We start from the raw sequence: 16,902 nt of genomic DNA, 5'->3' as shown, positions 1-16,902 counted from the left end.
AATCCCCCAGCCGCGGCTGTGCGGCTCGTCACTCGGGTCCGGACATTAGCGGACGCAGTGCCGCCCAGGTCACTCAGAAGAGTTAATTTCGGAATTCGTTCTCAACGGGTTCACAGGAACGTTGTGCTTCTCCCGTTCACCGCACGCAGGGCACCCCGCCTCCGGACAATTCGTCGGCGGGCGAAACCGGGGAGACCGGCACCGGGTCCACCTGGTCGGCCTTTTCCCGGAAGTCGGTGCCCAGCACCAGTTTGAGCTCCCCCGCGGCCAGCGCGCCGTCGTAGTCCACGGCGTACCCGCCGCCGAGCGCGGCCACGAGCTTCGCCGCCGACGCGGAATCCCCGCTCCCGTACCGGACCACGGTGCGGTGCGTGTGCCGCGCGCTGGACGTGCGCCCGGTGCGGTATCCCCGCGACGGAAGCGTCTTCAGCACCCGGGCGGCCGCGCCCTCGCGGCCGCTCGCGTTCACCACGTCCACCACCGGCCCGGCAGTCGCGGCGGGCGGCGGCGGGACCGTCCGCCCGAGCAACCGGGCCGCGGCGGCGCGGATTTTCACCGGATCGACAATGTTGACGTCCTCGCCCCGGGCGTCTTTTTCGAACCGTTCGACCGGAAGCGAGGCCAAGGTCAGATCCCCGCCGGCGAACGATTCCGCCTGCCGCGCCAGCGCGTTGAGGTCGAGGCCGGAATCGATCGCGACATTCTCCTTGGCGACCGACACCAGCTGTCCGAGTTTCACCGGGTCACCGAACACCCGGCCTTCGTTCAGCTGATGCGCCAGCGATACGAGAAACGCCTGCTGCCGCCGTTCCCCGTCCAGCTCGGTGAACTCGTGCCGCGGATCGCGCCGCTGCCGCACGAACGCGAGCGCCTGCGCCGCGGAAATCCGCTGCTGCCCGCTCGGGAAATCCGCTCCGGAATAACTGTCCTGCGTGGCGTCGGTCAAACACACCGTGATCGGCTGCACGACCTGGGCCAGCTGGTAGAACGCGACAAGGGTGACTTCGACGAAATGGTCCACCGCGACCCCTCCGAGGAACTGGCGCACCGTCGCGACCACCGCCGCGCGGCCGGCGTCCCGGGACCTCTGTTCGCGAGCCGCCTTCTCGGTGACGCCTTGCGCGGTCAGACGTTTGGACTCCGCGGCGAACGCGTACCCGTAAGCCTCCTTGATCTTGCCCTTGCACACCCCGTCCGGGCAGCCGGCGAGATCGGTGTAGTCGTCGCGCGGGATCGAGATGACCGTCGGATGCCCGCCGTCGGCCGGGACGTGCAGCAGCATCAGGACGTCGGTGTTGTAGCCCCCGACGTGCTGGTCTCCCGCGTGCAGCTGTTCGTACAGGTCGGCGGGCAGCGGTTCGCCCCGCTCGTCGAGCCGCGAATCGAGTCCCATGACGAGGATGTTCGTGTCCCCGCCCGGCCGGGCCTGCCCGCCGAGCGCGGTGGAGGTCGTCACCCCGGACAGCAGCGCGCGCAGCTCGGCCCAGCCGTAGGCGGCCCCGCCCAGCAGGACCGCGACCAGCACGACCACGCCGATCCGCTCGGCCCAGTGCCCGTTCGCGCGCTCCATCGATCACCGCTCCTCCCTCCGGCGCATCCGGGTGTACTCCGGGGTTCCTGTGAGAGCGATGAGAAAGGTGGCCGTCCGGGCAGTCCGCCGAGGTCAGACGGGCTGTCGCGGGCGAAACGGCACACTTTGGAGGGTCGGCGCGCGGAGTCCCGAATCGCCAACGGCAGCAGGAAATGCGACGTGCCCAGACGCGTCTCCGCGCCCAGCGGGAGAACCCGGCGTCGAGGTCGTGCTCCAGCCCACCGGACCGCCCTTGAGCCGCGCCGCCCCAGATGTCGTTGACCGGCAAGCGAAGCCGACCGTATTCGGACCGGACGGAAGACGCCACCCTGCCCGGCCGGGTCGCCCCCGCAACGCGAGGGCGACCCGGCCGGGCAGAGCAGGCGGCACCGGGCCAACGGGGTACCGCCCGCCGGAAGACTCAGCTCGAAGCGGTGCTCAGCTCCCGGCTCCGCAGCGCGAATCGCTGGATCTTGCCGCTCGGCGTCTTCGGCAGTTCCGCCACGAAGTGGATCCGCCGCGGGTAAACGTGGGCGGCCAGGCGGGTTTTGACCGTCTGCTTCAGCTCGTCGACCAGCTCGTCCGATCCCTCGGCGCCGGGGTTCAGCACGACGTAGGCCACCACCAGCTCGCCGCGCAGCTCGTCCGGCGCGCCGATCACCGCGGCTTCCGCGACGGCCTCGTGCTGCGTCAGCGCGCTTTCCACCTCGAACGGGCCGATCCGGTAGCCCGCCATGAGGATGACGTCGTCGTCGCGGGAGCCGAAGGTCAGGTAGCCGTCCCGGTCCCGGGCGGCGATGTCGCCGGTGTAGTACCAGCGGCCGTCGGCGCTGAAGCGTTCCGCGGTCCGTTCGGGGGCGTCGCGGTAGCCGGAGAACGGCATCAGCGGGCTGGCGGACACGTCGATCGCGACGCGGCCGGTCTCGCCGACCTCCGCGATCTCGTCGCTGCCCGCCTTCAGGACCTCGACGGCGAACCCGGGCAGCGGCCGCCCCATCGACCCGGTCTTGACCGGCGCGATGAGGTGCGGATGCCAGGCGTTGCCGACGACCATGCCGGTTTCGGTCTGGCCGTAGTGGTCGCGCACCGGGCAGCCGAGCACCTCCTCGGCCCAGGTCACGACGTCCGGCGTCAGCGGCTCCCCCGCCGACGAGCAGTGCCGCAGCCGCAGGCCGGACGGCACCGGCAGGCCCGAGCTGCGCAGCGCGCGGTACACGGTGGGACCGGCGGTGAAGTTGGTGACGCCGAAGCGTTCGAGGACCTGCCAGGTCAGTTCCGGGCTGAACCCGGCGTGCAGCAGGAGGCTGCGCCGTCCGGTCGCGAGCGGGCCGAGCAACGCGAAGTACAGCCCGTACGCCCAGCCGGGGTCGGCGGCGTTCCAGAAGACGTCCTCGTCGGTCTGGTCGAGGCCGAACTCCTGGTAGGAGTGGATTCCGGCGAGTCCGCGCAGCGGCACCGGCACCGCCTTCGGGGTGCCGGTCGTGCCGGAGGTGAAGATCTCGACCAGCGTGCCGTCGCCGCCGACCGCGACCGGGTCGGACAGCGGGTGCGGCTCGTCCAGCAGCGCCTCGAACGACAGGTCGCCGCCGGACGCCTCGCCGGTCGTCACGATGATCCGCGACGGGTCGGCGGGCAGGTCCTCGCTGGGGTCGAGCTTCGCGCGCTGACCGGCGTCGACCACGACCACGCGCGTGCCGTTGCCGACGATCCGCTGCGCGATCGCGGGCGGCGCGAACGCGGTGAAGAGCGGCACGTGGACCGCGCCGAGCCGCCAGATCGCGAGCAGCGCGGTGACCAGTTCGGCGGACTTGCCCATGAGCGTCGCGACCCGGTCGCCGGGACGCACGCCATGCGCGGCCAGCGCGGCGGCGAACCGGGCGGAAGCGGCCTCGAGCTGGCCGAACGTGAGGTCGCGGCTGCTGAGGTCGGCCTCGACGAGGGTGAACGCGACGGCGTCGGCGGGATGCCGTCCGCACAGCAGATGAGTCGCGTCCGCGTCCGGCGCGGCGTAGGTCTGCAACAGGTCGAACAGGGTGCGTTCAGGGCTCACGGGGCTGCTCCACGGTCATCGTCGGCCGGTGTCGGCACATCGTCGCCGCAGGTCAGCCGGCCGGCCACCCCCGAAGAGGGGTAGTCGGCCCCGGCGGCGCCGAGGAGGCGGCGTCCTGGAATTCACGACCGTCCCGCTGCCGAAACCCCCCGCTGACCTGCGGTTCCGCCCCGGAGGCGGCGACAACCGCGGCACGGCTGGGTAGAATCACCCCTCCTGCCGGAGCCTCCGTGCCGCCGAAGTGGGGTGCCTGCCGTGACGACGTCCGAGACCACCGCCGAAGTGCGCCGCGCCCTGGCCAAGCTCCGCGGCGCGGCGGGCGTGCCGCTGTCGTTCGGCGGGGAGGTCGTGGACGGCAAGCGGCTGCGGATGACCGAACTGCTCGGCACCACCACCACGTCGCTGCTCGGCCTCGTCGTCGCGGAGGGCAAGGGCCTGGGCGGCCGTGCGATCGGCGTGCGGAAACCGGTGGTGCTGCCGGACTACTACACCAGCGACGCGATCAGCCACCACTTCGACCGGGCGGTCCAGGCCGAGGGCGTGCGCTCGGTGATGGCGGTGCCGGTGATCGTGCACCGGACCGTCCGGGCGGTGCTGTACGGAGCGGTCCGCGAGCACGTCCGTTTCGGCGACCGGTCGGTGACCGCGATGGTCGAAGTGGCGCGGGACCTGGAGCAAGAGCTGGCTGTCCGTGCGGAAGTGCGCCGGCGGCTGGACCTGCTCGCCCCGGAGCCGGGAGCCGCGCCGCCGGGGAAACCGGCCGACCTGGAGGCGGTCCGGGAAAGCCACGCGGAGCTTCGCCGCATCGCCGCCGCTATCGAGGATCCGGGCCTGCGCGCCCGTATCGACGCGGTGTGCCAGTCCCTGACCGGCGACGCGGGGCGCGGGCCGCGACCGTCCCTCTCCGCGCGCGAACTGGACGTCCTCGAAGGCGCAGCAGCCGGACAGACCAACGCCGACATCGCGGAGGCGCTCGGATTGGGCCCGGAAACGGTGAAAAGCTACTTGCGCAACGCGATGCGGAAGCTGGACGCGAAGACCCGCCTCCAAGCCGTCAACGCCGCCCGCCGGGCCAACCTCCTGCCTTAGCCCGCTCCTGGCTGGCGACAGCCAGTGATTCCAGCAACGGCACGGTCCGCTCCCAGCCGAGGCAAGGGTCCGTCCGGCTCACCGCCCGGTCAGCGGGCACCCGCTCCGGATCCTGCGCCCCGTCCCGCACATACGACTCGATCATCACCCCGGCCACCGCCGCTCCGCCGCGAATCTGCTCCGCCACGTCAGCGACCACCCCTGGCTGCCGGTTGTGGTCCTTTCCGCTGTTCCCGTGCGAGGCGTCGACCACCGCTCTTCGAGGCAGCCCCGCCTCCCCGAGCACCTTCATCGCCTCCGCGACCGACGCCGCGTCGTAATTCGGCGCCAGACCCCCGCGCAGAACCAGGTGCGCGTCCGGATTTCCGCTGCTGCGCAAGGTTTTCATCCGCCCGTCCGCGCCGAGCCCGGGAAACGCGTGCGCCGCCCCGGCCGCGCGGATCGCGTCCACCGCGGGCCCCAGCCGTCCGGATACGCAGTTCTTCATCCCGACCGGCATCGGCAACCACGACGCCAGCTGCCGGTGCGGCTGGCTGGCCACTGTCCGCGCCCCGATCGCGCCCCAGCTCACGGTGTCCGCGACGTACGGCGCCAGCACCGGATCCACGAACTCGTACGCCAGCGGCAACCCGGTCGCCGCCGCGTCGAGCAGGAACCGCCGGCCCAGCCGAATTCCGTCGGCGAGATCGCCTTTGCCGTCCAGCGTCGGGTCCGGCAGGAACCCGGTCCACCCGGTCACCGACCGCGGTTTCTCCAGGTACGCCCGCAAAACCACCACCAGGTCGTCGGAGTACCGGGCCGCCGCACCGGCCAGCAGCGCGGCGTACTCCAGCGCCGCCGCGGGATCGTGCACCGAGCACGGCCCGACGATCACGAGCAACCGCGGATCGCGCCGGGCCAGCACCGCGGAGACTGTCTCGCGGTGCCGCGCGACGTCCGGCGCGGCACCCGCCGTCACCTCCGCCGGGCTGGGCAACGTGTCCTGCATCTACCGGCTCCTTTCCTTAGGCAGCTTCGCCGCCCCGGCAGCCGCCACCACGACCAGGCCGAGCACCCACCAGAACGTGTCCGCGAAAGCCGCCGCGACCTCGGTGCCTCGTGCGGCCAACCGGTGGTGCAACACCAGCGCGAGCACCGCGGTTCCCACCGAACCGCCCAGCGTGTTCAGCAAATTCAGCGCGCCGGCCGCTTTCGGCAGCTGGGTTTTCTCCAGGCTGCGGTACACCAGTGCCAGCACCGGCGCACTGATCATCGCCGCCCCGAACCCCCGCAGCAGCAACGAAATGGCCAACACGGCGTCCGGAAGTCCCGGACCCAGCTGAGTCAACGCCGCGGTTCCGAGCGCTGCCAAGCCGATTCCGGACACCACCAGCGTCCGCGGAGCCATCCGATCCACCAGGCGATGCACGAGCACCGATCCCGCGGCCGCGCCGATTCCCTGGGGCACCAGCAACAATCCGGTGTCCCACGCACCCGAACCGGCACCGCGCCGCAGATACAACGGCAGCAGAAACATCGTGCCGAACACCGAAGCGCCCAGCACGACCAACGCCAATGCCGCGGCGCCGAATGGCGGCCGAGTGAACAATCGCGGGTCGAGCAACGGCGCCCGCACCTTCGCTCCGTGGCGGACGAACGCCGCCAGCATCAGCAAACCCACCGCGACAGCCGCCGAGGAAAGCCACTTCGGATACCCGTCGGAGAATCCGGTCAGCCCGAACACCATCGCGGCGAGCCCCGGCGAAAGCAAAGCCGCACCGCGGAAATCGAACGGTTCGCGCGGGTCCGCCGGCTGGTCCGCCGCGACATACCGCAGCCCGAGAAGAACCGCGATCACCCCGACCGGCAGGTTGACGTAAAACAGCCACGGCCAGTCCGCGACGGTGAGAATCGCCCCGCTCGCCAGCGGCCCCAGCACCGGTGACAGCAAGGGCACCACGCCGACGACGCTGATCAGCCGTCCGATCCGCTCCGGCCCGGCCGCCCGCGCCAGCAACGCCTGTCCCGTCGGCGGCAGCAAACCGCCCGCCAGCCCCTGCAGCACCCGGAACGCGACCAGCATCGGCAACGAACTCGCCAGCCCGCACAGGAGCGACGCCAGCACGAAGCCGACCACCGCGGTCAGCCAGGTCCGCCGCCCGCCGAACCGCGCGGCGAGCCAGCCGGACGCGGGCACGGCGGTCACCACCGCGAGCAGATACGCCGTGGTGACCCACTGGACCTCGGTGACGGACGCGTCGAACCGCTGCGCCAGCGTTTCCACGCCGACCGAGACGATCGTGCTGTCGAGCGTCGCCATGAACGTGCCCAGCACGAGCACGAACGCGGTCCGCCACAGGTTCACCGCGGCCTCGCGAACTCACCCGCGTCGTCGTCCAACCGGGACGGAAGCTCGCCGAGGAACCGCAGCAGGTCCGCGACCAGCGATCGGGCCTTCGCGGGCGGCAGGATCCCGGCCTGATAACCGAACACGCCGGACCAGCCGCCCGCGAGGCCGGGCACCACCGTGACCGTCATCGGATAGTGCGTGCGCTCGCGGAACCTGGTTCCGGTGATCGTCAGCCCACGGGCCGGTTCGCGGAGCTTCGCCGGGTCCACCGGGTAGTTCTCGAACACGACCAGGCTGTCGAACAACCGGTCCTGCCCGGTCAAGGCAGCTAGTTCAGCGAGGCCGACGTGCTGGTGCGGGAGCAGTTCCTGGTGCCGGGCCTGGGTTTTCCGCAGCGTCTCCGCCACGGTTCCGGCAAACCGGACCCGCACCGGAACCGTGTTGGCGAGCAATCCGAGGATCTCTTCGACACCGTCCACTTCGGACGTCCGGCCGGAAACCATCGCCCCGAACACCACGTCGGCGACCCCGGCCCGGGCCGCGAGCACCGCCGCCCACGCACCCTGCAGCAACGTCCCCGCCGTGACCCCGTGTCGGGCACCGGCTCGAGTCAGCTCGGCGACGAGCGGGGCGTCCACAGTGAACAGTTCCGGCTCAGCGGCCGCTGGTTGTCCACACAGGAGGTCCCGCGACGGCAGATCAGCCAGTTCCGTCCGCCACGCATGCCCGCTGACCGCGTGGTCCCGCGCCGCGAGCCAGCGCGTGTACCGCGACACCGGCACCGCTTCCGGCAGCGATTCCCCGGAGTACCCGGCGAACAACTCGGCCAGGATCCGCGGCGCCGACCAGCCGTCCGACAGCAAGTGATGGCTGGTGAGCACCAAGTCGTGCCGGTCAGGGCCGTACCGGAGCACGGTGACCCGCAGCAACGGCCCCGCACCGAGGTCGAACGGCTCGGTGAGGTCTTCCGCGAGCAGCCGCTCGACGTCCCCGGACACCTCGCGGATCCGGAAGCCGACCTGCGGATCCGTCGGCAGCACCTGCACCTCGTGCCCGGCAGGGAAGACCGCGCCCAGGTTCGGGTGCCGCCGCACCAACGCGCTCGCCGCGGCCTCCAATGCGGCCAGATCCAGCGCTCCGGCCAGCGAAAACGCCGCCTGCACCGGGTACGGATCCTCGTCCGCGGCGCGCGATTCGCGCAGGATCAGCTCCTGCAGCGGAGTCAACGGCAGCAGTTCGCCAGCCGGTACCGCGGCGGCCAGCGCGGCGAGTTCCTTCTGGAACGCCGCTGCCAGCGCCGCGACCTCGTCCGCGCTGAACTCCGAGGACGGCCAGGTGAACCGCGCGGCCAGCCGGTCGTCGCGCACCATCGCGTTCACCATCAGCGCGTGGGCGAGCGGTGCTCCGGCCGAGCCGAGCGGATCGGCGTCCGGCGGCCGCTGCCACGGCGTCTCCTGCCGCGGTGCCGCCTCGAAGCGGCCGAGATAGTTCCAGCTTACGTCCGCTCCGGTCGACGTCCCGCCGAGGATTCCGAACCCGAGCCCGTCGCCGGCGGCGCGGAGCTGATCGCGGACGGCGGCAATAGCGGTCTCGTCGGAAGGCGGCGTGATCCGCGCCGGGTACATCGCGGTGAACCAGCCGACCGTGCGGGACAGATCGACAGTTCCGGCGAAGTCCGGCGTGTGGTCCGGACGGCCGTGGCTTTCCAACGCGACCAGCAGGTCCGCGCCGCGCCAGGCACGGTAAGCGCGAGCGAAAGCGGTGAGCAGCACAGCGTCCGGACCGGTCCGGTACGCGCCCGGCAACGTCGTCAGCACTGCCTGCGTGATCTCTGCCGACACCTCGATCTCGTGGTGCCGCGCAGTTCCGCTGACTGGACGGGCCGATGCGGCAATCCGGTGCCAATGCGGCTTTTCCACCTGCCGTGCGGGCTTGGCCGCGACCAACGCGCGTGCCCAGCCGAGGAACGACGGCCCGCGCGCCGGAAGCTTGCGGCCGAGATAAGCCTGCTCGAGGTCGTCGAGGAGGATCCGCCACGACACCGCGTCCACGACGAGATGGTGTGCGACCAGCGCGAGCCGCCCCGGACGCGCGGGTCCGGCGTCCACCCAGACCGCACGCAGCATCGGCCCCGTCCGCGGGTCCACGGCGGACCGGACAGCCGTGATCTGGTCGTCCAGCAGCACCCGCAGATCCGCGTCCTCGCCCGCCGGGACGACCATCAGCACGTCCGCTCCGGTCACCGCACCAGGCTCCGGAACGCGCAGCACGTCGCCCTCCAGGTGGGAGCGCAGCACATCGTGCCGTTCGAGGACCGCGTCAAGCGCCGCCCGCCACCTCGACCCGTCACCGCCGGACGGGACGCACACCTCGACCCACTGACAGAACCCGTCCGCGTCCGAACCTGCGCGTTCCAGCAGCTCCCGCATGACGGGCGTCAGCGGCGCGTCCCCGACGGCGGGCGTCAGGTCCGGTGCCACCACCGCGGTCTGGTCGCTGCAGCGGGCCGCGATCCCGGCGATCGTGCCGCCTTCGAAAACGTCCCGCGCGGTCAGGTGCAGGCCCTCCCGCCGAGCACGCGCGACCAGCCGGAGCGACGCGATGCTGTCGCCGCCAGCCTCGAGGAATCCGTCGTCGATCGTGACGTCCGGGCCGAGCAGCTCCCGAACCACTTGCAGCAGCACCGTTTCCGCTTCCGTCGCCGATTGCCGAGCCGCGGCGACGTTGCGCGGCCCAGGCGCGGGCAGCGCCGCGCGGTCGAGCTTGCCGCTGGGCCCGAGCGGCAGCCGCTCCAGCACGAGCACCGCCGACGGCACCATGTGCGCAGGCAGCTCGGCGGCCAGATACTCGCGCAGCGCAACGGGATCCGGGTCCGCACCGTCGACCGGCACGACGTAACCGGCCAGCCGCCGGTCCCCCGGCCGGTCTTCGCGCACCAGGACGACCGCGGCGCGCACGTCCGGATGCCGGGCCAGCGCCGACTCGATCTCGCCCGGTTCGATCCGGAACCCGCGCAGTTTCACCTGGTCGTCGGCGCGGCCGAGGAACACCAGCTGCCCGTCCGGCCGCCAGCGCACCAGGTCGCCGGTGCGGTACATCCGCTCGCCGGGCGCGCCGAACGGGTCGGCCACGAACCGCTCCGCGGTCTGCCCCGGCCGGTTCACGTACCCGCGCGCGAGCTTCGGCCCGGCGAGATACAGCTCGCCGGTGACGCCGGTCCCGACCGGTCGCAGCCCCGCGTCGAGCACGCGGGCCCGCACCTGCGGGTCCGGCCGGCCGATCGGCAGCGGACCCGGGTCGTCGGCGGAGTACGCCCAGGTGACGGAGTTGATCGTGACCTCGGTCGGGCCGTAGGCGTTGAAGAGCGCGCGCCGGTCGCCCCAGCGATGCGCCAGCTCCGGGTCGAGCCGTTCGGCGCCGACCACGAAGAACACTTCCGGGTCCACTGTCGCGTCGTCCGGCATCGCGGCCAGGAACGAGGGCAGCAGGTTCAGCCCGGTGACGCGGTGGTCGGCGGCGTAGGCGAGCAGGTCGTCGCCGGACCCGCGGACCTCCTCCGGCGCGATCACCGAGGTGCCGCCGGACAGCAGCGGCAGGAAGAACTGCCAGTACGACACGTCGAAACTCGTGGACGCGAAGTGCAGGTACCGCTCGCCGTGCCGGATCCCGACGACGTCCTCCTGCAGCGCGACCAGACTCGGGATGCCGCGATGGGTGATCGCGACACCCTTCGGCTTTCCGGTGGTGCCGGACGTGTAGATCACGTACGCGAGAGAGTCCGGCGACGGGACCACGTCGTCCCAAATAGACGGTCCATTCAGGACAACCGGGTCGATCACCGGAAGGCCGAAGCCAGGGTCTGAAGTGGACACTACCGCGGCGGGCGCGCTGTCCTTCACCAGATGCGCCAAGCGTTCCGCTGGGTAGGCCGGGTCCATCGGGACGTGCACCGCACCGGCCTTGAGCACGCCGAACAGCGCGACCACCAGCTCGATGTCCCGTTCCAGCAGCACCGCGACCGGGTCCTGCTCCCGCACCCCGGCCGCGCGCAACGCGTGCGCGAGCTGGTTTGCCTTCCGGTCCAGCTCCGCGTAGGTCAGGCGGCGGTCCCGGCACACGACGGCTTCAACGTCCGGCGTTTGCCGCACCCAGCGGGCGAATTCCTCCAGGCAAGTACCGGCAACCCGCCGTGGCTCTGGCCCGGTTCCTTGCCGCAGCAGAGCTGCTTCCTCTTCGGTACCAAGAGAACGCAGGCGAGCCACCGGTTGTTGTGGGTCGGCCACGATCTCGTGCAGCAGCGTCGTCAGCCAGCGACCGTACGCCCGCACGGTCGATTCGTCGAAGGCCTGCGGCTGGTAGCCGAGGCCGATCGAGATCTCGTCGCCGGGCAGCACGATCACGGTCAGCGGGTAATGCGTCGCATCGGTGATGTCGACGCCCGCGAGATCGAGCCCGGGAGCGAGCGGTTCGCGTTCGCGGCTGGAGAGCGGGAAGTTCTCCATCACCAGCATCGTGTCGAACAGATCGCCGACGCCCGCCGCGCGCTGGATCTCCGGCAGGCCGAGGTGATGGTGCTCGGTGAGCCGCGCGTTCTCGTCCTGCACGCGCGCCAGCACCGCCGACGCCGGGTCGGACGGGGCGAACGCCACGCGCACCGGGATGGTCGTGCCGAGCTGGCCGATCATCGCTTCCACGCCCGGAACGTCGGACGGACGGCCGGACACCGGGCAGCCGAACACCACGTCCTGGCGTCCGGTGAGCCGGGCCAGCAGGACGCCCCACGCGGTCTGGAACACCGCCGTCGACGTCACGCCGCGTTCCCGCGCGAAGCCGCGCAGCCGTTCGCTGAACTCCGCGCCGAGTCCCACCCAGATCCGTTGCGGACGGTCCACAGCGGAGTCGGCGGTCGCCGGGGCGAGCCGGGTTCCTTCGTCCAGCCCGGCCAATGCCTTCTGCCAGGCCTCGACCGCCGCGTCGTGATCGCGGGCGGCCAGCACCCGGTGGTACTCGACCAACGGCGGCACGACCGGAGCGGCCGGTCCGCCGTCCAGCTCGGCGTAGGTGGCCAGCAGGGCGCGGCCGACGAGCGGCATCGACCAGCCGTCGAGCAGCGCGTGGTGGATCGTCAGCACCAGCCGGTGTTCGGCCGGGCCGAGAGTGAGCAGCAGGAACCGGATCAGCGGCGGAGCCGCCGGGCCGAACGGCCGGGCCAGCTCGGCGGCGCACTCGTCGTCGGCGCTCTCCGGATGCTCGACGTGCCGCCAGTCCAGGTGCACGTCGGCGGGCACGACCTGCACCACCTCGCCCGCCGCTGTCGTGTGCAGGTGGACGCGCAGCGCCGGGTGCCGGCGCAGCAGCTCCTCGGCGGCGGCTCGCATCCGCGCGGGAGCAAGCTTGCCCTCCAGCCGGGTCACCGCCTGCACGGTGTAGACGTCCGGTCCGCCACGGGTCAGCGTGTGGAACGACAGCCCGGCCTGCAACGGCGTCGCGGGCAGGACGTCGGCGATCGGACCCTGCTGTTCGAGGACGGCAATGTCGTCCTGAGTGAGCGTGACCAGCGGAAGGTCCGACGGAGTGAGCCCACCGGCGGCCTCCCGCGCGTGCGCGGCGAGCGCGGCCAGCGCCGCCGCCCACGCTTCCTGCAGGCGTTCGACCTCCTCCGGCGGCAGAACCCGGCTGGCGGCGGTCCATTCGACAGCGATCCGCGGCACGCCTTCCTCGCGGACAAAGCAATTCAATGCCAGGACCTGCTCCAACGCCTTCGCGGGCGGCTCGATCACGGCGAACGGATCCTCGTCCGGCAGCTGCCAGCCGCCGGACAGCGGGGTGAACCGGCCGAGGTAGTTGAGCAGGACGTCCGGCATGTCCGGCGTGAACTCCACACCGGGATCGAGATAGCGGAGGACGCCGAACCCGACCCCGCCGTCCGGTACCGCGCGCCGTGCTTCCTTGACGGAGCGCAGCAGCCGATCGAGAGTGTCCACACCAGACAGTTCGAGGTGGACCGGGTACTCGGCGGTGAACCAGCCGACGGTTCGGGCGAAATCCAGTCCTTCGCGGCCGTGACTCTCCATCGTGACGGTCAGCGCGTCTTCGTCCCCGCGCAGTGTCAGCACGAGCGCGGCGAGCAGCACCTCGTCCACGCCTGCGCGATAAGCCGCCGGCAGGGTCGTGAGAATCGCCGTGCTTTCCTCTTCGGTGGCGACGGTGACTGAACGATGCGCGGTGGCAACGGTGTCGCGCGTCGGGTCGAGCTTGCTCTTTCGCGGCGACCGCCAGTAGTCGAGCTCGCCGCGCCGCGCACCACTCGCGCCCTGCTCGGCGAGCACCAAGGCGTGCCGTCGCCAGGAATTGCGCACGGTTTCGAGCACCCCGCCCTCACAGGCTGTCTGAAGATCAGGCAGCAGGATGCGCCACGAAACCCCGTCGATCGCCAGATGGTGCACGACAATCACCAGCTGGTCCCCGAGCCGCGCGACCCGCAGCATCGCTCCGGCGCGCGGGTCCAATTCGGACGCCAGCCGCTTCGCCGCTTCAACCGGAGATCCCGTCGCCTCGCTGACCACCGTTGCCGCGTCGACCGCGCCACGCGGCCGGATCACCAATCCGTGGGGTTCGACGCGAAGGCGCAACACGTCGTGATGGTCGAGAATCGTCTGGACGCCTTCGAGCAAACCGGGCACCGGACCGTCCACCCGGAGCACTGTCCACTGTGCATAGCCGGCAATCGCGTCCAGATCCGGATTGAGATCGAACAACGTCCGCACGATCGGCGGTGCCGGAACCTCGCCGATCGGCTCATCCGGCGCACTGTCCGGTTCGGACAGATCCCGGCTCGCCGCCGCCAAGGCCGCGAAACTGCGCCGCGCCAGCAAATCCCGCGGCCGGAGGTCCAGTCCGTGCGCCCGCAACCGGCTGCTCACACTGATCGCGGTGATGCTGTCGCCGCCGAGGGCGAAGAAATCGTCGTCGACGGCGACCCGCTCCACGCCGATGACCTCGGCGATCGCGGCGCACAACAACCGTTCCCGCTCGGTCCGCGGTTCCCGTCCGCCCTCCGCGGCCACGGGCGCGGGCAGGGCGGCACGGTCGAGTTTTCCGTTGCTGGTCACCGGAAGTTCGTCCAGCACCACGACCGCTGCCGGGACCATCGCCTCCGGCAACCGCTGCGCGAGCGTCGCCCGAACGTCTTCCGCCACCAGTCCGGCGCCGACGACATATCCAATCAACCGCGGCCCGCGCACCGCCGCCGCGGCGGCCCGGACGCCGGGAACCGCGCCGAGCACAGCTTCGACCTCCCCCAATTCCACGCGGTGGCCGCGAATCTTGACCTGGCCGTCGCGTCGGCCGAGGTATTCCAGCCCACGCCCGGGCACCCAGCGAACGACGTCGCCGGTCCGGTACATCCGCTCCCCCGGCGGTCCGAACGGATCGGCGACGAACCGCTCCGCTGTCCCGCCCGGGCGGCCGAGGTACCCGCGAGCCAGATGCGGCCCAGCGAGATACAACTCTCCGCGACTGCCCGGCGGCACCGGTCGCAGCGCGGCATCGAGCACGTACGCCCGAGTCCCGGGAACCGCGAACCCGATCACCGGTTCGTCACCGGTGATCGGCGCGCTCGCACCGTCCACAGTGGTCTCGGTCGGGCCGTAAATGTTGCGTGCCCGGACACCGGACGAAGCGATCCGCTGCCACAGCGCGGGAGGCGTCGCCTCGCCACCGAGCACCAGCAACGCCGGATCGAGCGACCCCGCGTCCAGCAACGGCGCCGCCATCGACGGCGTCGTGTCGATGACGTCGATCCGGTCCCGCACGAAAGCGGCGTGCAGCGCATCGACGTCGCGCGCGGTTTCTGTGTCGTAGACGTGCAATTCGTGCCCGCACAGCATCCACAGCAGCTGCTCGATCGCCGAGTCGAAGGCGAACGAGTACGTGTGGGCCACGCGGAGCCGCCGCCCCTGCGCGCTCTCGGCGACCGTGGTCGCGCGGTGGTTCCGCAGCAACGTCTCCAGCCCGCCGGACCGGACCAGCACGCCCTTGGGCTGTCCGGTGGAGCCCGAGGTGAAGATGACGTACGCGAGATGTTCCGGATGACGGTCCACATCGGACAACTCAGCGGCAGAATGCGCGGCGATCTCCTCCCGTACCGCCGGGTCGTCCAACCGGAGCTGCGGTACGTCCGGCAGCAGGTCCGAATCCGTCACGGCGAGCTTCGGGCTCACCTCGGCGGCCAGCGAACGCAGCCGTTCCGCCGGATGGGCGAGGTCCAGCGGCAGGAACGCCGCGCCCGCGTCGAGAACCGCCAGCAGCGCCACCACCAGATCGACCGAGCGGGGCAATGCCAGCGCCACCACGTCGTCCGCGCCGACGCCCCGCGCCCGCAACGCCCGCGCCAGCCGGTGCACCCGGTCCCGCACCTCGTCGCCGGTGAGCCGCTCAGCGCCGCACACCAGCGCGGTCTGACCACCGAGTCCCGCAAGGAGTCCTTCGCCCGCCGAGGACACCGCGGGGGTCGACCATTCGGCGAGCAAAGCAGCGACGTCCGGCACCAGATCCGCACCGCCGACCACCGGCGCATCCGCCCCGGTGAACGCGGAGATCAACGCCTTCAACGCGGTGAGCTGCGCATCGACGCCCGCCTGGTCCTGCGACCGCGCATCGACCTCGAACCCGAGCAACAGCCCGCCGCCAGCGGTCGGCAGCACGCTGAGCCCCATGTCTTCCGGCGGCCCGCCCGCGACGTTCCGCATCGTCCCGCGCGCCTCGCCGAACGCCAGCTCCAGGTCGAACGCCTTCAGGTTGATCCCGCGGCCGTGCAGCAACGCGCCCGCGCCGGGCACCGCCAAGTCCTGCGGCAGGTTCTCTCCCCGGTACCGCTGATGCGCGCGCATTTCCCGCAGTGCCTGCGCGACCCGCGCGGTCAGCTCTTCCGGCCGGTCGCCCGGCTGCACGCGAACCCGCAACGGCAGCACGTTGACCGCCATCGCCGGAGTACGCAACGCCACCCCCGCCCGGCACATCAACGGCACCGCGAACACGACGTCCGACGTCCCGAGCACCCGGTGCAGGAACGCCGCGTAGCACGCGATCAGAGCATCGCCCCAGGTCGTCCCCGCGCGCTTTCCCAGTTCGCCAAGCGCGGCGACCTCGTCCGCGGTGAGTTCGGCGCGCGCGGTGAACGTCGCTTCCGGAGGCCCGGCCGCGCTCGCGTCCTCGGCCAGCTCCGGCATCGGGGTGAACCGGTCGCACCAATACTCGCGGTCCTGCGCGAAACGTTCGCTCATCCGGTACGCGCGGTCGGCTTCGACGAGGTCGGCGAACCGCCCGAAGGTCGAGGGCGGCACGTCTTCGCCCCGCACCGCCGCGGTGTACCGGGCAGCGGTGCGCCGGGCGAGCATCGCCGCGGTGTACCCGTCGAACACCAGGTGGTGGCCGAGCTGCGTGAACCACACTTCGGTATCGGAAAGCCGGAGGATGAGGTGCGAGAACAACGCCCGGTCCAGCATCCCGCGGCACGCCTCGGCCACTCGCTGCCGCTCCGCCGCGACCCTGGCGTGCGCCGCCGCGCGCGGGTCCGGTTCCCCTTGCAGGTCAACGACTTCCGGCAACGGCACCGGCTCGGCGGACACCGCTTGCCGCGGCCCGTCCGGAGTGTCGAGCACCCGCAGCCGCAGGCTTTCGGCCTCTTCGGTGGTGGCCCGGATCGCCTCAGCCAGCGCCGCGACGTCGACCGGATCGCCGCCGGAAATCTCGACTACATCGCCGACCAGGTAGTACGGCGAATCCGGTTCCAGCCGCTGCGCGTTCCAGATGCCCAGCTGGGCGCTGGTCAGCTCAAGCGTGGCAAGTGCGGTGCTCAACTGG

The 16,902-nt window shown here is 71.5% G+C and carries 6 protein-coding genes; 1 reads left to right on the top strand and 5 read right to left on the bottom strand.

All coding sequences use genetic code 11. The features are described 5' to 3' along the window. Window positions 1-136: 136 nt before the first annotated feature. Together ATK30_RS34800 and ATK30_RS34795 are read right to left on the bottom strand one after the other, a co-directional pair. Window positions 137-1,570, bottom strand: a complete 1,434-nt coding sequence (locus ATK30_RS34800) for an LCP family protein (RefSeq protein ID WP_101439016.1) — start codon at window positions 1,568-1,570, stop codon at window positions 137-139. A 421-nt stretch (window positions 1,571-1,991) separates the two neighbouring features. Continuing rightward, window positions 1,992-3,620: an AMP-binding protein gene (locus ATK30_RS34795; RefSeq protein ID WP_101439015.1), complete on the bottom strand. Its 1,629-nt coding sequence runs from the start codon at window positions 3,618-3,620 to the stop codon at window positions 1,992-1,994. 255 nt (window positions 3,621-3,875) lie between these two features. On the opposite strand from ATK30_RS34795, the gene ATK30_RS34790 reads away from it, so the two are divergent. Continuing rightward, on the top strand, window positions 3,876-4,709 hold the full coding sequence (locus ATK30_RS34790) for a LuxR C-terminal-related transcriptional regulator (protein WP_244194819.1): 834 nt from the start codon (window positions 3,876-3,878) through the stop codon (window positions 4,707-4,709). Here the strand turns inward: ATK30_RS34790 and ATK30_RS34785 are convergent. From ATK30_RS34785 to ATK30_RS34775, 3 genes are read right to left on the bottom strand one after another with little or no spacing between them, the layout of a single operon-like run. Next, complete coding sequence (locus ATK30_RS34785; RefSeq protein ID WP_101439013.1) at window positions 4,675-5,697, bottom strand: 3-deoxy-7-phosphoheptulonate synthase; 1,023 nt, start codon at window positions 5,695-5,697, stop codon at window positions 4,675-4,677. The genes ATK30_RS34790 and ATK30_RS34785 overlap by 35 nt on opposite strands. Further along, entirely contained in the window at window positions 5,698-7,008 is a 1,311-nt protein-coding gene (locus ATK30_RS34780; protein WP_101441223.1) for a DHA2 family efflux MFS transporter permease subunit, read from the bottom strand. Window positions 7,009-7,049: 41 nt separating this feature from the next. Then, a complete protein-coding gene (locus tag ATK30_RS34775; protein WP_101439012.1) occupies window positions 7,050-16,898 on the bottom strand; it encodes a non-ribosomal peptide synthetase in 9,849 nt (3,282 codons plus the stop codon). Window positions 16,899-16,902: the final 4 nt, after the last annotated feature.

Origin of the sequence: Amycolatopsis echigonensis, assembly GCF_002846615.1 — a bacterium.
Classification (GTDB): domain Bacteria; phylum Actinomycetota; class Actinomycetes; order Mycobacteriales; family Pseudonocardiaceae; genus Amycolatopsis; species Amycolatopsis echigonensis.
Note: the sequence above shows the minus strand (reverse complement) of the source record. Positions and strands in the feature narration are given on the sequence as shown.